Genomic DNA, 17,877 nt, shown 5'->3' with positions numbered 1-17,877 from the left:
AAGGAAACACTCGCATGGCTTTTTCATCGAAATTATTGTCATTGCTTGCAGGCGGTCTTTTCACCGCTACCACCGCGCTGATACCGGCTGCGCATGCGCAGGAAATCGACCTGTCGCCGGAGCAGAAGGGGCGAGTGCGCGCCGAGAAGGTGGAAGAAGCGATCAAGCTTCTGCCCGCTGGCCACAAGTTCGTCGCGGATGGAAAGCTGACGGTCGCGACCGTGCCTTTCCGGCTGCCGCTGGTCGATTATGCGAGCGATACGAAAACGCCTGTTGGCGTGGAGCCGGATATCGCCCAGCTGGTCGCTGACAGTCTTGGCCTTCAACTTCAGCTAGTTCCCATCGCCTGGGCCGATTGGCCGCTGGGTCTCACCTCCGGCAAATATGATGCCGTCACCTCCAACATCACGGTGACGGAAGCCCGCAAGGAAAAGTTCGACTTCTCCAGCTACCGCAACGACCTGCTCGGCTTTTACGTCGGCAGCAACAGCAAGGTGACGAGCATCAGCAAGCCCGAGGATGTTGCCGGGTTGAAGGTTATCGTCGGCGCTGCCACCAATCAGGAGCAGATCCTGCTGAAATGGATCAAGGACAACAAGGCCAAGGGTCTGGCCGACACCGATGTGCAATATTACGACGATCAGGCCGTGCTCGATGTCGCCCTGCAATCCGGCCGCGCGGACGCCTATCTCGGCCCCAACGCGACGTCAGCCTTCCAGGCAGCAAGCCAGAAGAAGACCAAGCTCGTTGGTACCTTCTCCGGCGGTTGGCCGGAAGCGGCGGAAATCGCCGTTGCCTCCAAAAAGGATGCCGGAATTGCCGCAGCCATCACGGCGGCACTGAACGCCCAGATCAAGAACGGCAATTACGGCAAGGTTCTCGCCCGCTGGAACCTCGGTTCGGAAGCCATCACCGAATCCCGGACCAATCCGCCCGGTCTGCCCAAGAGCTGAGTGCTGGTTTGCTGCCAGAAAGCTGAGTTTCCACAAAGCTGAGTTGAAGGTGGGACATCACTCAGCCGGTAGCGCGGGCCTCCTCCCGTCCGCGCTACCTCCGTCCCGCAATCCATTTTATCGGGGAGCCAGAATGGCACTCACCTCTCGTCTTGCCACAGTCACGTTCGGCGTTTTACTCTCTATCGCCGCTTTCGGGTCGGCTTTCGCAACTGATGTCTTCGATCTTTCGCCAGACCAGCCTGGCCGGATCAGGGTAGAAAAAGACCCCGCAGCGATCGCCGCCATCCCGAAAGATTTCAAATTCATCACCCCGGGCAAACTCACGGTCGCGGTTGCACCTGGCGGACCACCGCTCGCGACCTATGCGACGGACGCCAAGACCGTGGTGGGTGCCGATCCGGACTATGCGCTTGCGGTGGCTGATAGTCTCGGCCTTAAGCTTGAGCTGATTGCTGTCGCCTGGGCCGACTGGCCGCTGGGGCTTGCCTCCGGCAAATACGATGCTGTCATTTCCAATGTCGGGGTGACCGAGCAGCGCAAGGAGAAGTTCGACTTCTCCACCTATCGTCAGGGCCTGCACGGCTTTTTCGTGAAGTCCGACAGCGGCATCACCGCCATAAATGAGCCGAAGGATGCGGCGGGCCTGAAGATCATCGTCGGCGCTGGCACCAATCAGGAGCGTATTCTGCTGAAATGGAATGACGAGAATGTAGCCGCCGGGTTAAAGCCGCTCGAGCTGCAATATTATGACGACGAGGCCACCCGGCTTGTCGCGCTTTCTGCCGGGCGGGCGGATGTGATCGTCCAGCCGCATGCGCAGCTGGTCTTCATCGCCGCGCGTGACAAGACCATCAAGCGTGTCGGAACACTCTCCGCCGGCTGGCCGGAACGTTCGGATGTCGCCATCACCACCCGCAAGGGTTCGGGATTGGCCGATGCGCTGACGCTCGCCACCAACGATCTGATCAAGAGCGGCGCTTACGCGAAGATACTGGAACGCTGGCAGCTTTCGGAAGAGGCCTTGCCGGAATCGAGAACCAACCCACCCGGCCTGCCGAAAAGCTGATCGGTCGAATAAATGCGGTGGACGGCAGCACCCGCAGGTCATGCCTGCGGGTGCTGTTTTATTTGTCTGTTGGCCTGCGCAGAACAATCAGAAATCCGCGACCTTGCCCCATGACGAGTCAAGGAAACGGCTGGGATGATACGGGGCGGGGTCAACGATCGGGGTTGAACCCGTCACGATATCGGCGATCAGGTGGCCAGCGCCGGGGCCGATGCCGAAACCGTGGCCGCTGAAACCGGCGGCGAGGATGAAGCCGGGCAATTCGCTGGTCTCGCCGATGGCGGGCACACCATCCGGCGTGCTGTCGATGAAGCCGGCCCAGGCAGCGGATATCTGGGTTTTGCGGAGTGCAGGCAGAAGTTCCAGCGCCCTTTTGTGCGTCTCACGGATGGCGGCGGCATTCGGTTTCGGATCGAGAATACGAACCCGCTCCATCGGCGTCGGTGCATCGAGCCGCCAGTGTTTCAGCGTTTCGTGCCCACCACGAACCCCTTCCAATCCACCCGGTCGCAGGCTGCGCCAGCGCTTGAGGAACATCGGAACGAATTCGCGTGCAAACCGCATCTGCTGCGCGGTCGGGTCGATGCGACCGAGGCCGCTGATGGCGAGCGTGTAACCGCCGTTGCTCCGGCGTGTTACAGAAACGGCTTTTGTATGCAGCGCATCCGGCAGTCCTTCCGCACCTGCCGTGACGGACAGAATTGAGGAGCGGACAGCGGCCTGCGGAAAACGAATTCCGAGCTGGCGGCAGAAGGACGAGGCCCAGGCGCCGCCGGACATGATGGCGGTTTTGGTGCGGATCGTGCCTTTTTCGGTAACGACGGCGCTAACGCGACCACCTTCCGTCTCCAGACCGCGCGCGGCGCAATTCTGGTGCACCGTTCCGCCCAGTTTTATGAGGGCACGCGCGACGGCCGGGGCCGCCATCGAGGGATCGGCGGTGCCGTCCGTTGGCGAAAAGACGCCACCCTTCCAGCGTTTTCCAGTTGCGCGTCCGCGGTTGCTCGCCTCATCCGCGCTCAACATATGCGTCGTCACGCCTGCGGTGATGGCAAAGTCGCGCCAGCGCGCCCAGCCGGCAATTTCAGCTTCGTTGTCGCTCAGGTAGAACAATCCGCAGCGGCGGAAACCGGTGTCTTCGCCGCTTTCTGCGGCAAACCGTTCCCAGAGCGTCAGGCTCTGCGTTGAAATCGGCAATTCGCGGGCGTCTCGGTTCTGCTGCCGGCACCAACCCCAGTTGCGGCTGGATTGCTCCGCGCCAACAAGACCTTTTTCGACAAGAGCCACTTTCAGGCCACGCCGGGCGAGGTAATAGGCTGCGAACACGCCGACGATACCGCCGCCAATAATGACGGCGTCCGCCGATTTCGGCAGTTCCGGTGATGTCGTGATCTGTTGCAGCGGCGCAGGCATGGTGGGGCTCCTTGTATTCGTCTTAATTTACCTTGGTCGCCGGGTAAACGCTGCCAGACTGCGCCGATTGCCGGAATCTCCTGCTGTTCGTAGCCATGTCTGCAACTCTTTATGCTGGATGAAAAAAACATCCCCGCGTCGACAGGGCACGCTCATGTGATAAGATTTCCATGGCCGCGTCAGAATTTTATGCCGCGTGCACGAAAAAATATAAAAGGGGTTCCGCACGTGATGAAACTTGACCGGATCGATATCAAGATCCTTTACGAACTCCAGAAAAATGGTCGCATCACCAATGTCGAGCTGGCGGAGCTTGTCAATCTCTCGCCAAGCCCCTGCCTGATGCGCGTCAAGAAGCTTCAGGCCGAGGGCTATATCGAAGGTTATTCGGCACAGATCAACATCAACAAGCTCGGCCAGACGCTGACGGTATTCACCGAGATCACGCTCAAGAACCACCGCCAGATCGACTTCGCCCGTTTTCTCGGCGTTATAGAAAAGATCGACCAGGTCGTGGAATGCCACCTCGTTTCAGGCGGTTACGATTACCTCCTGAAATTCGTCACCTCCGGCATCGTCGAATATCAGTCGATCATGGAGCGGCTGACGGACATGGATGTCGGTATCGACAAATATTTCAGCTTCGTTGTGCTGAAATCTCCGATCATCAAATCGCATATGCCGCTGACCAGCCTGTTTCCGCTTTGAGGTGGAAGACGTCCCTTTGCAGGAGCGCCAGAATGTCGAGACACGTCGCTTCGTACTCAACGTCATCCTGGGGACGAGCCCGAGGATGACGAAACTGATGTTGTCACCTCTTGGAAAATGCCCGCACCAACTCTGCATCCTGCTGAAGATTGTCGAGCCATTTCGGGTCCAGCTTCGGTACCGAGGAGAACAGGAGCTTCGAATAGGGATGGGTCGGCGACTTGATCGCTTCCGTTTCCAGATGCTCCACTTTCTGCCCGCCATACATCACGACGATTTCGTCGCAGATGGTTTCCACCACAGAGAGATCGTGGCTGATGAAGATGTAGGAGAGGTTCAGCTCTCGCTGGAGTTCGCCGAGCAGGTCGATGATTGCGGCTGCGACGACCGTATCAAGCGCCGAGGTAATTTCATCGCAAATGATGAGCGACGGTTCTGCTGCAAGCGCGCGGGCGAAGTTGACGCGTTGCTTCTGTCCGCCCGACAGGCCGGAAGGATGGCGGTGGCGAACCGAGCGCGGCAGCTTTACCATATCCAGCAACTGGTCGATCCGGGCGTCGCGCGCCTTGCCTCTCATGCTGTGATAAAAGGTCAGCGGCCGGCCGAGAATATCCTCGATGGATTTGGCCGGGTTGAGCGCCGTATCTGCATATTGGAAGACGATCTGCATGCGGCGCAATTGATCGCTGGTGCGTTGGCGGGCATCGGCGTCCAACTGCCGACCTTCGAAGATGACATGACCGCTGGCGGCGGGCAGAATGCCGGCAATGGCGCGCGCCAGCGTCGATTTTCCGCAACCGGATTCGCCGATGATGCCGAGATTGCGTCCGGGATAGACTGCAAGGCTGACGGAATCGACCGCACGCACCAGCGGCATATGGTCTTCGCCTTTCGTTCCATATCCGGCGATCAGCTTCTCGATATCCAGCAGCGGCTTCGCGTCACTTTGTTTTAGCGGCGCTACGGTACGTACCTTGTCGTTAAAAGCGGTGAGCAACTCCCGCGTGTAAGGATGCTGTGCATTCTCGAGAATATCCGTGGTCGTGCCGGTTTCCTGTATCTCGCCGCCTTTCAGCACCACGATCCGATCGGCAATCTGGGCGACGACTGCGAGATCGTGCGAAACATAAACGCCGCCGATACCGCCCTTGCGCATCGCTGATTTGAAGGCGCGGAGAACCTCGATCTGTGTCGTTACGTCGAGTGCCGTAGTCGGTTCGTCGAAAATGACCAGTTCCGGGTTGCCGATCAGCGCCATGGCGGCGGAGAGACGCTGAAGCTGGCCGCCGGAAACCTGGTGCGGATAACGGTCGCCGATGGTTTCGGGATTGGGCAGCGACAATGCCTTGAACAGTTCCACCGCTCTTTGGCGCGCCTCCTGCGGCGGCATCAGATCGTGGATGCGGGTGACCTCTATGACCTGGTCGATAATCTTTTGCGCCGGATTGAAGGCGGCTGCGGCGCTTTGAGGGACGTAGGAGATTTTCGTACCGCGGATCTTCGCCCGTTCCATTTCGGAAAGCTGTACCATGTCGCGGCCTGCCACCGTGACGCTGCCGCCGGAAATACGGCAGCCTGGGCGGGCATATCCCATCAATGTCAGTGCAATGGTGGTCTTGCCGGAGCCGCTTTCGCCGATCAATGCGACGATCTCGCCATCGGCGATATCGATGTCTACACCCCTGATGATTTGGATGCGGCGGCCGGAATCGGTGGTCGCCTCGACTTTAAGTCCACGGATTTCAACAAGATTTGTCATTATTCGCTCCTGTCGCGGATTTTCTGCGGCAGATTGTCGATCAGCAGATTGACGCTGATCGTCAGGCTGGCAATCGCCAACGACGGAAAGATCACGGCTGGCGCGGCAAAGGGCAGGCCGCCGATGTTTTCACGCACCAGCGCACCCCAGTCTGCGTTCGGCGGCTGCAGGCCAAGACCGAGAAAGGAAAGGCCCGACAGAAGCAGCACGATGAACACAAAGCGCACGCCGAGATCGGCCAGCACGGGACGGATGATGTTGGGCAGGATTTCGGAGCTGATAAGGTGCAAGAGGCTCTCGCCGCGCACGCGGGCGACGGTGACGAAATCCATGGTGTTGACATTGACGGCGAGCGCCCGGGCAAAGCGATAGGCGCCGGGCGTATAGATAACCGACAGGGTGACGATCAGCACAGGAATGGAGGAGCCAACGGCAGCGACAACCACAAGCCCGAAAAGCTTGCTTGGAATGGAGTTCACCGCATCGAGAAAACGGCTGAGGGCCGCATCGAACCAGCCGCCGACCACGGCAGCGCTCATGCCGAGAACGACGCCCGACACGCAGGCGATCGTGACGGCGGCAAGCGAGATACCGACCGTGAAACGCGCGCCCATGAGAATGCGGGAAAACACGTCGCGGCCGAGATAGTCGGAGCCGAGCCAGAGATCGGAGGTCACCGGACCGAAATAATCGAGATCGACGATTTCACCGACGGGATGCGGGATGAGATAGGGTGCAAAGATCGCAACCATGGCCCAGAGAAAAATGACTAGAAAGCCGAAAACGCCGACGACGTTGATTTTGTAACCCAAGCGCGAGGTCCCCGAAGTTGTTTTGATATTGTCGGTCATCAGCGCAGCCTCGGATTGGACATGATGGCGATGATATCGGCGGTTGTGATGAGGAGGAGATAACCGACGCAGAAAATCATTGCGCAGCTCTGGATCAGCGGCAGATCACGGGTCGCGACGCCATCAACCATCAGCTTGGCGATGCCTGGATAATTGAAGATAGTCTCGACGATGATGACGCCGCCGACGAGATAGGAGAGCGAAAGGGCCACCGCATTGACGATGGGGCCAAGCGCATTGGGAAGTGCGTGGCGCAGGACGATGCGCATGCGCGGTGCGCCTTTCAGGAGCGCCATTTCCACATAGGGCGTATCGAGCGTCTCGATCACGGCGGCGCGGCTCATGCGGATCATCTGTGCCGACACGACGAAGGTGAGCGTGATGACCGGCATGGCGTAAACTCGCAGCACATCGAATACGGTATGCACCTCGCTGACCAGCGACAGGGCTGGCAGCCACTTCAGGTATACGGCGAACAGCAGAACCGCGAGCGTCGCGATCATGAATTCCGGCACCGAAATGACACCGATGGTCAGGATGGTGACGGCGCGATCATAAAGCGTTCCACGCAGCATGGCGGAGCTGATGCCGAGCGTCAGGGCCAGCGGCACGGCGATAACAGTGGTGATGCCGGCAAGCTTCATGGAGTTGACGAAACGTGGGCCTATGAGGTCGGCGATCGCCATATTGTTGGCGTAGGACGTGCCGAGTTCGCCGTGTAGCAGGCCAAAAAGCCAGCGGACAAAACGCAGAAGGGCCGGGTCGTCGAGATGCATGGCGGTGCGCAGACCAGCCACGGCCTCCGGCGTTGCCGACTGGCCAAGAAGGATCGTTGCCGTGTCGCCGGGCAGCAGGCTGGTGGCGGAAAAGACGATAAACGATACGATAAGCAGCGTCGTCAGCATGACGACCAGCCGCCTGGCGATAAGGGAGAGTATCCGGCTGTTCATTTACATGCTCCTGCGACCTGCCTGGATCATGATGATTTCAGGCCCGATCGACCTGAAATCATCATGATCCAAATTATATGGCTGGAGCGAGATATCAGGCGAAAACCGCTTGTTTTTCAAAGTGTCGCTCCAGCTGTGGAGGCTTCCCGCACCGGCGGAAAGGTTGCCGGGCGCATCGGCGCCCGGCCCCTTGGTCTATCAGGCTTCGAGCCAGACGTATTCAGCAAACGCGTAACCCATCATGCCGCCTAGCGGATTGGCTTCCAGACCCTTCAGCTTGGAGGTGATGGCGTCGACATTGGTGATATAGGCGGGAATGATGGTGCCGGCTTCGTCGGCGATCATCTTTTCCATTTCGAAGTAGATCTGCTTGCGCTTGTCCATGTCCAGCATGCCGCGTGCTTCGAGCATCATCTTGTCGAACTTCGGCGACTTGTACTGGCTTTCGTTCCACGGCGCGTCGGAGGCGTAAAGCAGCGAGAACAGAATATCCGGGGTCGGGCGCGGGTTGATATTGCCGAAGTGAATAGGCGCCTTGAGCCAGTAATTGCTCCAGTAACCGTCCGAGGGAACGCGCTGCACATCCAGCTTTACACCGATTTCTGCGGCCGACGCCTGGATGATCATCGCCATGTCCACGGCAGAATTTGCAGCATCCGAGGTGATGACCGGGATGGACTGACCGATAAGACCCGCTTTTTCAAAGTGGAACTTCGCCTTATCAGGATCGAAGGCCTTCGGCTTGAGGTCCGGATTGTGGTAGGGACTCATTGGCGGCACGGGCTGGTCGTTACCGACTTCGCCGAGGCCACGCAGAGCCGCCTTGACGATCTGCTCGCGGTTGACGATCGACTTCATGCCGGCGATGAAATCGGCATTGTTGCCGGGCGTCTGGTCCAGCCGCATATTGAGGTTGGTGTAGTTCCCGGACGTTCCCTTGGACAGAACGATGCCTTCCTGCTTGTCGAGCAGGCGCAGCGAACGCGGATTGATAGCCGATGCGAGGTGGATATCGCCCGAAATGAGGGCGTTAACGCGGGCATTGTCTTCGGCAATCGCGAAGAATTCGAAGCTATCGACGTGCGGACCACCCTGTTTCCAGTAATTGGTGTTTTTCGACATGATCGAGCGGACGCCGGGTTCGAATTTCTCCAGCTTGAAGGCACCGGTGCCGTTCCCCTTGGAGAAATCGGTCGCGCCATCGGCAACGATCATGAAGTGATGCAATGCCAGGATGGCCGGCAGGTCTGCATTCGCGTTTGCCAGCGTGATCTCGACGGTGCTCTTGTCGATCGCCTTGAAGCCGGTCATCTGGGCGGCGATCTTGGCGACCTTCGAACCGACGGCCGGGTCAAGGTGACGCTTCAGCGAATAGACCACGTCATCAGCGGTCAGTGCCTTGCCGTCATGGAAGGTGACGCCGGAACGCAGCTTCACGGTCCAGGTCTTGGCGTCCTTCGTTTCGATGGATTCGGCCAGCTCCATCTGGGGCGTGCCGGAAACATCGAGGAAGCTCAGCCGGTTATAGAGCGCGCAGCAACGAACGTAATCCGTCGAAAGCGAGGCTTTTGCGGGGTCGAGCGTGTCGGCCGTGGAGGAGGACCAGCCGGCCGCCTTCAGCGTGCCGCCGGAAACGGGAGTGGCCGCCAGAGCCTGCGAGGCGCGGCCGAGAATGGCCGAACCGGCGGAAAGTGCTACGCCGCCGGCCAGCAGCATGTGAAGCAGCTCTCGCCGCGTCGCGCCGCGACGGATAGCCTGTTCAACGGCGGCATCGTCAGAGCGGGTCCAATTTGTAATCCTGTCACTCATGGTCTTCCCCTTTTGTATGATTTGTTGAAATGGCATCTGCAGTAATTTTCGGCATCCACGCCCCAGTGCGCGTCATGCCACAGGCGCTTCAGCGGCCCGAGTGTCTCGTGGCCTCGGCAAGGCCGGCCATCGAGGTGAAGTGGTAGTCCGGTTCGGTAAAGTTCTCCGGCTCGATGGTGCCGCCATATCCCTTCTGGGCGTGGCGGCGCTCTATCCAGCAATTGGTCATCCCGAGTTTCCGTGAAATGCCGATATCGTGGTACTGGCTCTGCGCAACGTGCAGAATGTCGTCCTTCGATGCGCCTTCGCTTTCAACGAAGGCGAAAACCTTCTCGAAGAATGCGGGATCCGGCTTTTCCGTGCCGGTATCATCTGCTGTGAAAGCGGCGTAAAAGGGACTACCGAGTTCCTTCGAGAAATACTCGAAGGCCCAGCGCTGGGCGTTGGTCATGGCAATGAGACGATGCGTCTTTGCAAGCTCGGCCATCGCGGCACGACTGTCTTCAAAGCCTTTCCAGTTTTTTGCCGCGTCGCGCAGGCGCTCACCCAGAGCGCGCTCCGCCGGCAAACCGAGTTCCGGAGCGATGATCAGGTAGACGCGGACGAGATCGTCCGGAAACAGATCGGTGGCGTCGGAGTAACGCGCCGCGCGGTAAAGGCTAAGCGCCTTTTCACCGTCGACCTCAACGCCGTTTTCAGCGCCGATCTGGATCAGGGTCGATTTCAAGCCACCTTCGAAATCGATGAGAGTTCCCACCACGTCGAAGCTCATATATTTGAAGTCGCTCAGTTTCTTGGGCAATGTCGGTCTCCGCTTTGCCGCGCAGAGCCCTTGGGAAGGCTGCGGCATTTTATTCTGTTCCCGGACGGGATCCTTGTCCCGTTCCCATTCTTGCTAACGCCCTTTTTTATGGCGTTTAGTGCTTTTTCTGTTGATAGTTTGGCAGTTCCAGCGCGCCGGATTCTCCGAAAAGGATCGGGTCTTCGGCAGAATATTGCGAATATGTGCGGCGTTGCGACATTTCGAGAAGGTGCCGCAACGCCATCCACTGTTCGCCTCAGGCCATGGCGGCCCGCACTGCCGGGTCCTCGAGCGTCTGGTCGAGGGTTTTCCGCGTCCGCTCTATAATGGCGTCGATCTCGTCATCGGTGCAACACAGCGGCGGCGCATAGCCGAGGATGCCGTTGGCGAAGGCGCGCACGATGAGGCCGTTTTCCCAGGCGCGGTCAAAAACCTTGCGTGCAGGGGCCGCTGCAGCCGGCAGCGGAGTTTTCTTCTCTTTGTCGGTCACGAGTTCGATAGCGGCGAGCATGCCCCGGCCGCGCACATCGCCAACCAGCGGATGGCTTCTCAATCCTTCCAGCCCGGCCATCAGCCGCTGACCGGCGCGCCGGCCGTTTTCCAGCAGCCCGCCCTCGTAAAGTTTCAGCACTTCGAGACCAACGGCGGCACTGACGGGATGGGCGGAATAGGTATAACCGTGCCCGACCGCGGCATCGCCAGCGAAGTCGGCTATTGTATCATAAACATGGTCGGCCATGAAGACGGCGCCCATCGGCACATAGCCCGAAGTCAGACCCTTGGCGGCCGTGATGAAGTCCGGCACGATATCTTCGTCGGCACAGGCAAACAGTGGTCCCGTGCGGCCGAAGCCGGTAATAACTTCGTCGGCAACGAAGAGAATGCCGTAGGAACGGCAGAGTTCTCGCATGGCCTTGATCCAGCCAGGCGGCGGCACCAGAACGCCACCGGAGCCCTGAATGGGCTCTGCATAAAAGGCGGCGACCCGCTCCGGGCCGATAGCCTCGATCTTGTCCTTCAGGATTTGCAGGGAAGAGGCGATGATGGCGGCGGGGTCGCTGCCGACCGGATTGCGATAGGCATAGTGAGACGGAATTTTGTGCTGCCAGTCGTAAGGCACGCCGAAACCTGCATGGAAGGCAGGCAGCGCAGTCAGGCCTGAACCGGCGGTGGTGGAGCCGTGATAACCCTGTTCGATGGAAATGAACTGGTCGCGCTGCGGCTGGCCTTTGGCGTGCCAGTAATAGCGGATGAAGCGGATGGTGCTGTCCACCGCGTCGGATCCGCCAAGCGTGAAATAGACGTGGTTGAGTTCGCCGGGCGCGCGGTCGGCGAGTTCGGAGGCCAGGCGAATGGCGGGTTCGCTGCCAATGTCGAAATAGGCAGTGGCATAGGGCAGTTCACGCATCTGCTTTGCCGCCGCTTCCACGATGCTGTCATGCCCATAGCCTGCATTGACGCACCAGAGGCCGGCAAAACCGTCGATCAGCTGGTGGCCGGTCATGTCGGTAATCGTGGCACCCTTTGCCGATTTCAGCACGCGAACGCCAAGCTTTTCATGGCCGCGGAAGGAAGAGACAGGGTGCACCAGATGGGCGCGGTCGAGCTCGATCAGTGAATTGCTTAACATGGGTCTCTCCGGATTCAGCCCAGCGCCTGGCTGGTCAACGCGAATGTTTTCAGTTTTTTGTCGGCAGAGGTTTCCGCCTTCGGCCGGCGCATGGCGATGCCGCCACCGACATGGGCAAGACCGTATTCGGCAAGCCAGGGACCGAGGCCCGTCTCGGTAGTGGTGTCTACGCGCAGGAATGCGCCGGGGCGCTCGGAAACGACGAAGGCAATCAAATCCTTTGCGATTTCAGCAGTTTCCGCGACAATCGGGCCGATGACTTCACCACGGCCAAAGGCGCGAAGGCCTGCAAAGCCCATGATGGCGCCATGCTGTTGAACCACCGCAAACCGTGCCCTATCCGCAAGCTCGGTAAAGAGTGCCGTACGATCCGCACCGAATGCCTGCGCGTCGAGTGCGGCTAGCTCGGCCGGTACAATCGTTTCTGCCCATTCCACGTTATCGGGCTTATCGGCGGCCGTAGGAATTCCCTGGTGCTGACGCACCTCGCAGCATGCGACGAACCCCATCTTCTCATAGAGGGGGAGGCCTTCAGCGGTGGCGGTCAGACGGCACTCGCGATTTTCCGCAGCATCGACGACCGCCTGCATCAGCTTGCGTCCGAGACCACGGCCGCGCATGGCCTCGTCCACGATCACCATGTTGACGGTGGCGCAGGTGTCTCCGAGAAGCGTGGCCATTGCGGTTCCGACGACGCGACCGTTTTCGATAGCGACGAAACCCTTGCTCAGTGAAAGGACGAGCGCCCAGTCTTCCCGGCGGTGTGGCCAACCGGCCTGGCGGGAAAGCTCGACGGCGGCGTCGAGGTGTTGCGGCTCAAATTTCTGGATATCGATGAGGCTGGCTTGCATGGCCCAACTCCGTTTTATTCTTCATGTTCATTGATAGACCGGCGGCAAAAGAACATTGTCCCGACGAATGGCAAGGTTCGATATGTTTCACTGTTGCTTTTACCCGCCGCCGCATCTTATGCCGCACATCATCTGCTTCCATCCGCAGAACGGGGGTGGGCGGCGGCTTCCGGTTTTATCGCACGCAACTCTCTGCCAAACTGGCGGCTGCATACGCAACAATCTGCTTTCGCGAATGGCAATTGCAGTGCGTCGACCGGGCAAAGGCCTCTATGATCTTGTTATTGCAGCCACCACCCATCCCCAAGCAAGGACGACGACGACATGACCATCTTCCGCCCGAAATACATCACTTTCGATTGCCACGGTACGCTGATTCATTTCCAGATGGCAGAAGCTGCCCGCGATCTCTATGGTGATCGTCTGGGCGAGGCCGAGATGCAGCAATTCATCAAGGACTTCTCTGCCTATCGCCTGGACGAGGTCATGCATGACTGGAAGCCTTATGCCGAAGTTGTCCATAACGCCCTGTCGCGCACCTGCAAGCGCAACGGTGTGGCCTTCAAGGACGAAGATGCGGTAATGGTGTATGAGCGCGTTCCGACATGGGGTCCGCATGCGGACGTTCCGGCCGGTCTGGCGAAGGTTGCCAAGGAAATTCCGCTGGTCATTCTGTCTAACGCCATGAATTCGCAGATCATGTCGAATGTGGCAAAGCTTGGCGCGCCGTTCCATGCTGTCTATACCGCCGAACAGGCGCAGGCCTACAAGCCGCATTTCAAGGCTTTCGAATATTTGTTCGACATGCTCGGCTGCGGCCCGGAAGATATTCTGCACGTCTCGTCCTCCTTCCGCTACGACCTGATGTCCGCGCACGATCTCGGCATCAAGAACAAGGTCTGGGTCAACCGCGGCCACGAACCGGCAAACCCCTATTACGGTTATACGGAGATCTCCGATATTTCCGGTCTCGCGGGCGTCGTTGGACTGTAAGGAAGGACCGGATCATGAAGCTCGTCTCCTATTGGCACGACACGGCGCCCCTGTTTGCGGGGGCGGCGCAAGGTCCTGTCGAAGGCCATTACGATGTGGCCGTCATTGGTGGCGGCTTCACGGGTCTGGGTGCTGCGCGCCAGCTGGCAAAAGTGGGCGCGCGCGTGGTTGTTCTTGAAGGACAGCGCGTCGGCTGGGGTGCTTCCGGGCGCAATGGCGGCCACCTCAACAACGGGCTGGCCCACTCCTACCTCTCCGCCAAGGCGGAACTCGGCAAGGAGCGCGCCATCGCGCTCTACAAGGCGCTGGATGCCTCGATCGACACGCTGGAAAGCCTGATCGCCGAGGAAGGGATCGATTGTAATTTCCGCCGCGCCGGCAAGCTGAAAATGGCTTCGAAACCGCAGCATTTCGAAAGTCTGGCTAAAAATTTCGAGGCTGTTCATGCCGAGGTGGATCCCGACACGGCGCTTCTGTCGGTTGACGATCTCAAGGCGGAAATCGGCTCTCCCTTTTATGGCGCCATGCTGTCCAAGAAGAGCGCTATGATGCATATGGGCCGCTATGTGGCCGGCCTTGCGCAGGCCGCCAGCCGCCATGGCGCGGTCATCTTCGAAAATGCGGCGGTGACGAAACATACTCAGAACGGCAAGACACACACGCTGGAAACGGCGCGCGGCAAGGTCACCGCGGATAATGTTCTTGTGGCAACCGGCGCCTACACGCCCTCCGGTTTCGGCTATTTCCGCCGCCGCATCATCGCGGTCGGCAGTTTCATCATCGCCACGCGGCCGTTGACGGATGCCGAGATCAAGGCGTCCGTCCCGGGTAACCGCACCTACGTCAACACCATGAATATCGGCAATTATTTCCGCCTTGCACCGGACAACCGGTTGATCTTCGGCGGCCGCGCGCGCTTTTCCACGACATCGGACCAGCGTTCGGATGCCAAAAGTGGCGCGATCCTGATGGATAGCCTGCACCGCATATTCCCGCAGCTTGCGCATGTGCCTATCGATTATTGCTGGGGCGGACTGGTTGATATGACTAAGGACCGTTATCCCCGCGCCGGTTTCCATGACGGCGTCTGGTACGCCATGGGCTATTCCGGCCACGGCGCCCAGCTTTCCACCCATCTGGGCATGATCATGGCTGACGCCATTCTGGGCCGCCCGGACAACAACCCGCTGAAGGGGATGGACTGGCCGGCGGTGCCTGGCCATTTCGGCAAGCCCTGGTTTCTTCCCTTGGTGGGGCTTTATTACAAGATGCTGGATAAGATTCAGTAGCGCGTTAGTTCATTCCTTCGTCATGCCGGACTTGATCTGGCATCCAGCCACTGCGCGCCTGCACGGTGAATAGTCTTTTACGATCAATGACGTGATCGCGCTGGACCCTGGATCTGGTCGGGGGTTACGACACGTGAATGCCGTGGCTTTGCCAAACCAATTCATGCCTCCAGATTTTTCTTCCACCCCTGGGAATGCTGCTTTTCAATTTCGCGCCAAAAAAAAGAAGGGCCGCAGAGCGGCCCTTTAGGCGGGGAGAAAGAAACAGTCTTCAGGCAAGCCCACCGATGTGGAACGTCTTCATTTCCAGATATTCCTCGATGCCGACCTGTGCGCCTTCGCGGCCGAGGCCAGATTGCTTGACGCCGCCGAAGGGGGCGACTTCGGTGGAGATCGCGCCGGTATTGAGGCCGACCATGCCGAACTCCAGCGCCTCGCCCACGCGCCAGGCGCGTTTGAGGCTTTCAGTGTAGAAATAGGCGGCAAGTCCGAAGGGCGTGCCGTTGGCGATCTCAATCGCCTCCTCTTCCGTCTCGAAGCGGAAGAGCGGGGCGACTGGCCCGAAGGTCTCTTCGCTCGCCAGCCGCATGGCGGTTGTTGCGCCCGTCAGCACCACCGGTGCGGTATATTGCGAACCTTCAGGCAGATCATGAGGCTTGGTAATGATCTCGGCGCCCTTGGAAACGGCGTCATTGATGTGCGCGCGGATTTTGGCGATTGCCGGCTCATTGATCATCGGACCGATGGAAACACCTAGCTCCGTTCCGGGTCCGACGCGCATGGCATCGACGCGATCAGCCAGTTTTTTCGCAAACGCATCGTAAACGCTCGCCTGAACGAGAATGCGGTTGGCGCAGACGCAGGTCTGACCGCCATTGCGGAATTTCGAAACGAGCGCGCCTTCGATGGCGAGATCGAGATCTGCATCGTCGAATACGATGAAAGGGGCATTGCCGCCGAGTTCCAGCGACAGTCGTTTTACACTGTCGGCCGCACCGCGCATCAGCAGCGAACCGACACGGGTAGAGCCCGTGAAGGAAATTTTCCGCACCGTCTCATTGGCCATGATCTCGTTGCCGATCTCCGTCGGCATGCCGGTGACGATGTTGATGACGCCAGCCGGAATGCCTGCACGTTCGGCGAGAACGCCGAGCGCTAGGGCCGAATAGGGCGTGAATTCCGAGGGCTTGATGACCACGGTGCAGCCAGCCGCCAATGCAGGTGCGACCTTGCGGGTGATCATGGCGTTCGGGAAATTCCACGGTGTGATGATGCCGCAGACACCGACCGGCTCCTTCAGCACCACGATACGGCGATCCGGCGTCGGAGAGGGAATGGTGCCGCCGCTGATGCGTCGGCCTTCTTCCGCAAACCACTTGACGAAGGATGCTCCGTAACGGATTTCGCCCTTGGCCTCTTCAAGTGGCTTGCCCTGTTCGATGGTCAACATCAGGCCGAGATCGTCGATGTGTTCGATCATCAACGCGAACCATTTTTCCAGAAGCGCCGCGCGCTCCGCGTGCGTTTTCTTCTTCCACGGCCCGAAGGCAGCGTTGGCGGCTTCGATGGCCGCGCGGGTTTCCACGCTGCCCATATCCGGCACGGTGCCGATCACAGCCTGCGTCGCCGGGTCGATCACGTCGACCGTCTTGCCTGATGCGGCCGCTTTCCATGCGCCGCCGATCAAACCCATCTGGCGAAAGAGTTCCTTATCCTTCAAGCCCTGCATTATCTGTCTCCGAAATCAGTCGAGAGCCGCGACAACTGCGGCAGTTATTACGTCTGTCTTGTCCTTGCCCGGCACAGTGCCAATACCCCGGCCGGTCGCCTTTTCCAGCGCCGCCATGACCCGCTTGGCCGCATCCGCCTCACCCAGATGCTCCAGCATCATGGCGCCGGACCAGATGGCGGCGATGGGGTTGGCAATGCCGAGATGGGCGATGTCAGGGGCCGAACCGTGCACCGGCTCGAACATGGAGGGTGCCGTGCGGTTGGGATTGATATTGGCGGAGGCGGCAAAACCCAGGCCGCCCTGAATGGCTGCGCCGAGATCGGTCAGGATATCGCCGAAGAGGTTTGAGGCGACCACTACATCAAGGCTTTCCGGCGCCATCACCATGCGCGCCGCCATGGCGTCGATATGATAACTGGAAACTTCAACATCCGGATATTCGGCGGCGAGCTTTTGCGTCACCTCGTCCCAGAACACCATCGAATATTTCTGGGCGTTGGATTTGGTGACGGAAGCCAACTTGCCGCGACGCTTTTGCGCCTGCTCGAAGCCGAAGCGCAGGATGCGTTCCACGCCCTTGCGGGTGAAGATGGAGGTTTCGACAGCGACCTCGTCTTCGGTGCCCTGATGGACGCGTCCGCCAGCACCGGAATATTCACCTTCGGTATTTTCACGGATGCAGAGAATGTCGAATCCATCCGCTTTCAACGGTCCCTGCACGCCGGGCAGAAGCCGGTGCGGGCGGATATTGGCGTATTGCACAAATGCCTTGCGGATCGGCAGAAGCAGGCCGTGCAACGATACCGAATCCGGCACCTCCGCTGGCCAGCCGACCGCGCCCAGCAGAATGGCGTCGAAGCCGCGCAGGGTCTCGATGCCATCCTTCGGCATCATCGCGCCGGTCTCCTTGTAGAAGGCGCAGGACCAGGGGAATTCGGTGCCTTCAAGCGCAAAACCGGAGCTTTTTGCTGCGGTGTTGAGAACCTGCCAGGCGGCATCAGTCACGCTTTTGCCGATGCCGTCTCCGGGAATGAGTGCGATGCGATGCGTTTTCAAGATGCTTCCCCT

At 59.4% G+C, this 17,877-nt stretch carries 15 protein-coding genes; 5 read left to right on the top strand and 10 right to left on the bottom strand.

Features of this window, described 5'->3' with window-relative positions; genetic code table 11:
* The first annotated feature begins 14 nt into the window (after nt 1–14).
* On the top strand, nt 15–953 hold the full coding sequence (locus tag FB593_RS10465) for an ABC transporter substrate-binding protein (RefSeq protein WP_145166537.1): 939 nt from the start codon (nt 15–17) through the stop codon (nt 951–953).
* A 133-nt stretch (nt 954–1,086) separates the two neighbouring features.
* Nucleotides 1,087–2,022 (top strand): ABC transporter substrate-binding protein, encoded by a 936-nt coding sequence (locus tag FB593_RS10460; RefSeq protein WP_025595539.1) that lies wholly within the window; start codon nt 1,087–1,089, stop codon nt 2,020–2,022.
* A gap of 87 nt (nt 2,023–2,109) precedes the next feature.
* Here the strand turns inward: FB593_RS10460 and FB593_RS10455 are convergent, their stop codons facing one another.
* Nucleotides 2,110–3,435 carry an NAD(P)/FAD-dependent oxidoreductase gene (locus FB593_RS10455; protein WP_025595541.1) on the bottom strand — a complete coding sequence of 442 codons (1,326 nt, stop codon included), beginning with the start codon at nt 3,433–3,435 and terminating at the stop codon, nt 2,110–2,112.
* Between the two features lie 231 nt (nt 3,436–3,666).
* On the opposite strand from FB593_RS10455, the gene FB593_RS10450 reads away from it, so the two are divergent.
* Nucleotides 3,667–4,143: an Lrp/AsnC family transcriptional regulator gene (locus tag FB593_RS10450; protein ID WP_013761655.1), complete on the top strand. Its 477-nt coding sequence runs from the start codon at nt 3,667–3,669 to the stop codon at nt 4,141–4,143.
* 103 nt (nt 4,144–4,246) lie between these two features.
* Here FB593_RS10450 and FB593_RS10445 read toward each other — a convergent pair whose 3' ends face one another.
* From FB593_RS10445 to FB593_RS10415, 7 genes are all read right to left on the bottom strand, one after another.
* The gene (locus tag FB593_RS10445) at nt 4,247–5,902 is read right to left on the bottom strand and encodes an ABC transporter ATP-binding protein (RefSeq protein ID WP_025595543.1); all 1,656 of its coding nucleotides are present in this window, start codon (nt 5,900–5,902) and stop codon (nt 4,247–4,249) included.
* Nucleotides 5,902–6,753 (bottom strand): ABC transporter permease, encoded by an 852-nt coding sequence (locus FB593_RS10440; protein WP_127966152.1) that lies wholly within the window; start codon nt 6,751–6,753, stop codon nt 5,902–5,904. The genes FB593_RS10445 and FB593_RS10440 overlap by 1 nt, the downstream gene beginning before the upstream one ends.
* Nucleotides 6,753–7,703, bottom strand: a complete 951-nt coding sequence (locus FB593_RS10435; RefSeq protein ID WP_003511075.1) for an ABC transporter permease — start codon at nt 7,701–7,703, stop codon at nt 6,753–6,755. The genes FB593_RS10440 and FB593_RS10435 overlap by 1 nt, the downstream gene beginning before the upstream one ends.
* Before the next feature lie 198 nt (nt 7,704–7,901).
* Nucleotides 7,902–9,512 carry an ABC transporter substrate-binding protein gene (locus tag FB593_RS10430; RefSeq protein ID WP_145166536.1) on the bottom strand — a complete coding sequence of 537 codons (1,611 nt, stop codon included), beginning with the start codon at nt 9,510–9,512 and terminating at the stop codon, nt 7,902–7,904.
* An 88-nt stretch (nt 9,513–9,600) separates the two neighbouring features.
* Complete coding sequence (locus tag FB593_RS10425) at nt 9,601–10,314, bottom strand: HAD-IA family hydrolase (RefSeq protein ID WP_019564741.1); 714 nt, start codon at nt 10,312–10,314, stop codon at nt 9,601–9,603.
* Between the two features lie 256 nt (nt 10,315–10,570).
* On the bottom strand, nt 10,571–11,944 hold the full coding sequence (locus FB593_RS10420; protein WP_025595551.1) for an aspartate aminotransferase family protein: 1,374 nt from the start codon (nt 11,942–11,944) through the stop codon (nt 10,571–10,573).
* 14 nt (nt 11,945–11,958) lie between these two features.
* Complete coding sequence (locus FB593_RS10415; protein WP_060642323.1) at nt 11,959–12,795, bottom strand: GNAT family N-acetyltransferase; 837 nt, start codon at nt 12,793–12,795, stop codon at nt 11,959–11,961.
* 324 nt (nt 12,796–13,119) lie between these two features.
* Between FB593_RS10415 and FB593_RS10410 the strand changes: the two genes are divergently transcribed.
* Both FB593_RS10410 and FB593_RS10405 read left to right on the top strand, forming a co-directional pair.
* The gene (locus tag FB593_RS10410; RefSeq protein ID WP_003511068.1) at nt 13,120–13,788 is read left to right on the top strand and encodes a haloacid dehalogenase type II; all 669 of its coding nucleotides are present in this window, start codon (nt 13,120–13,122) and stop codon (nt 13,786–13,788) included.
* Between the two features lie 14 nt (nt 13,789–13,802).
* Nucleotides 13,803–15,077 carry an NAD(P)/FAD-dependent oxidoreductase gene (locus FB593_RS10405; RefSeq protein WP_060642322.1) on the top strand — a complete coding sequence of 425 codons (1,275 nt, stop codon included), beginning with the start codon at nt 13,803–13,805 and terminating at the stop codon, nt 15,075–15,077.
* A gap of 271 nt (nt 15,078–15,348) precedes the next feature.
* Here FB593_RS10405 and FB593_RS10400 read toward each other — a convergent pair whose 3' ends face one another.
* Nucleotides 15,349–16,806, bottom strand: coding sequence for an NAD-dependent succinate-semialdehyde dehydrogenase (locus FB593_RS10400; protein WP_060642321.1), 1,458 nt, complete (start codon nt 16,804–16,806; stop codon nt 15,349–15,351).
* Nucleotides 16,807–16,821: 15 nt separating this feature from the next.
* Entirely contained in the window at nt 16,822–17,865 is a 1,044-nt protein-coding gene (locus FB593_RS10395) for a tartrate dehydrogenase (protein WP_060642320.1), read from the bottom strand.
* Nucleotides 17,866–17,877 lie beyond the last annotated feature (12 nt).

It is taken from the genome of Rhizobium sp. SJZ105, from assembly GCF_007828365.1.
Taxonomy (GTDB): Bacteria; Pseudomonadota; Alphaproteobacteria; order Rhizobiales; family Rhizobiaceae; genus Agrobacterium; species Agrobacterium tumefaciens.
Note: the sequence above shows the minus strand (reverse complement) of the source record. Positions and strands in the feature narration are given on the sequence as shown.

Excerpts from the sequence above, each read along its gene's own strand:
- FB593_RS10460 (WP_025595539.1), top strand. The coding sequence starts at position 1,087 with ATGGCACTCACCTCTCGTCTTGCCACAGTCACGTTCGGCGTTTTACTC.
- FB593_RS10405 (WP_060642322.1), top strand. The coding sequence starts at position 13,803 with ATGAAGCTCGTCTCCTATTGGCACGACACGGCGCCCCTGTTTGCGGGG.
- FB593_RS10440 (WP_127966152.1), bottom strand. The coding sequence starts at position 6,753 with ATGACCGACAATATCAAAACAACTTCGGGGACCTCGCGCTTGGGTTAC.
- FB593_RS10400 (WP_060642321.1), bottom strand. The coding sequence starts at position 16,806 with ATGCAGGGCTTGAAGGATAAGGAACTCTTTCGCCAGATGGGTTTGATC.
- FB593_RS10450 (WP_013761655.1), top strand. The coding sequence starts at position 3,667 with ATGAAACTTGACCGGATCGATATCAAGATCCTTTACGAACTCCAGAAA.
- FB593_RS10430 (WP_145166536.1), bottom strand. The coding sequence starts at position 9,512 with ATGAGTGACAGGATTACAAATTGGACCCGCTCTGACGATGCCGCCGTT.
- FB593_RS10465 (WP_145166537.1), top strand. The coding sequence starts at position 15 with ATGGCTTTTTCATCGAAATTATTGTCATTGCTTGCAGGCGGTCTTTTC.
- FB593_RS10445 (WP_025595543.1), bottom strand. The coding sequence starts at position 5,902 with ATGACAAATCTTGTTGAAATCCGTGGACTTAAAGTCGAGGCGACCACC.
- FB593_RS10455 (WP_025595541.1), bottom strand. The coding sequence starts at position 3,435 with ATGCCTGCGCCGCTGCAACAGATCACGACATCACCGGAACTGCCGAAA.
- FB593_RS10420 (WP_025595551.1), bottom strand. The coding sequence starts at position 11,944 with ATGTTAAGCAATTCACTGATCGAGCTCGACCGCGCCCATCTGGTGCAC.
- FB593_RS10410 (WP_003511068.1), top strand. The coding sequence starts at position 13,120 with ATGACCATCTTCCGCCCGAAATACATCACTTTCGATTGCCACGGTACG.
- FB593_RS10435 (WP_003511075.1), bottom strand. The coding sequence starts at position 7,703 with ATGAACAGCCGGATACTCTCCCTTATCGCCAGGCGGCTGGTCGTCATG.
- FB593_RS10415 (WP_060642323.1), bottom strand. The coding sequence starts at position 12,795 with ATGCAAGCCAGCCTCATCGATATCCAGAAATTTGAGCCGCAACACCTC.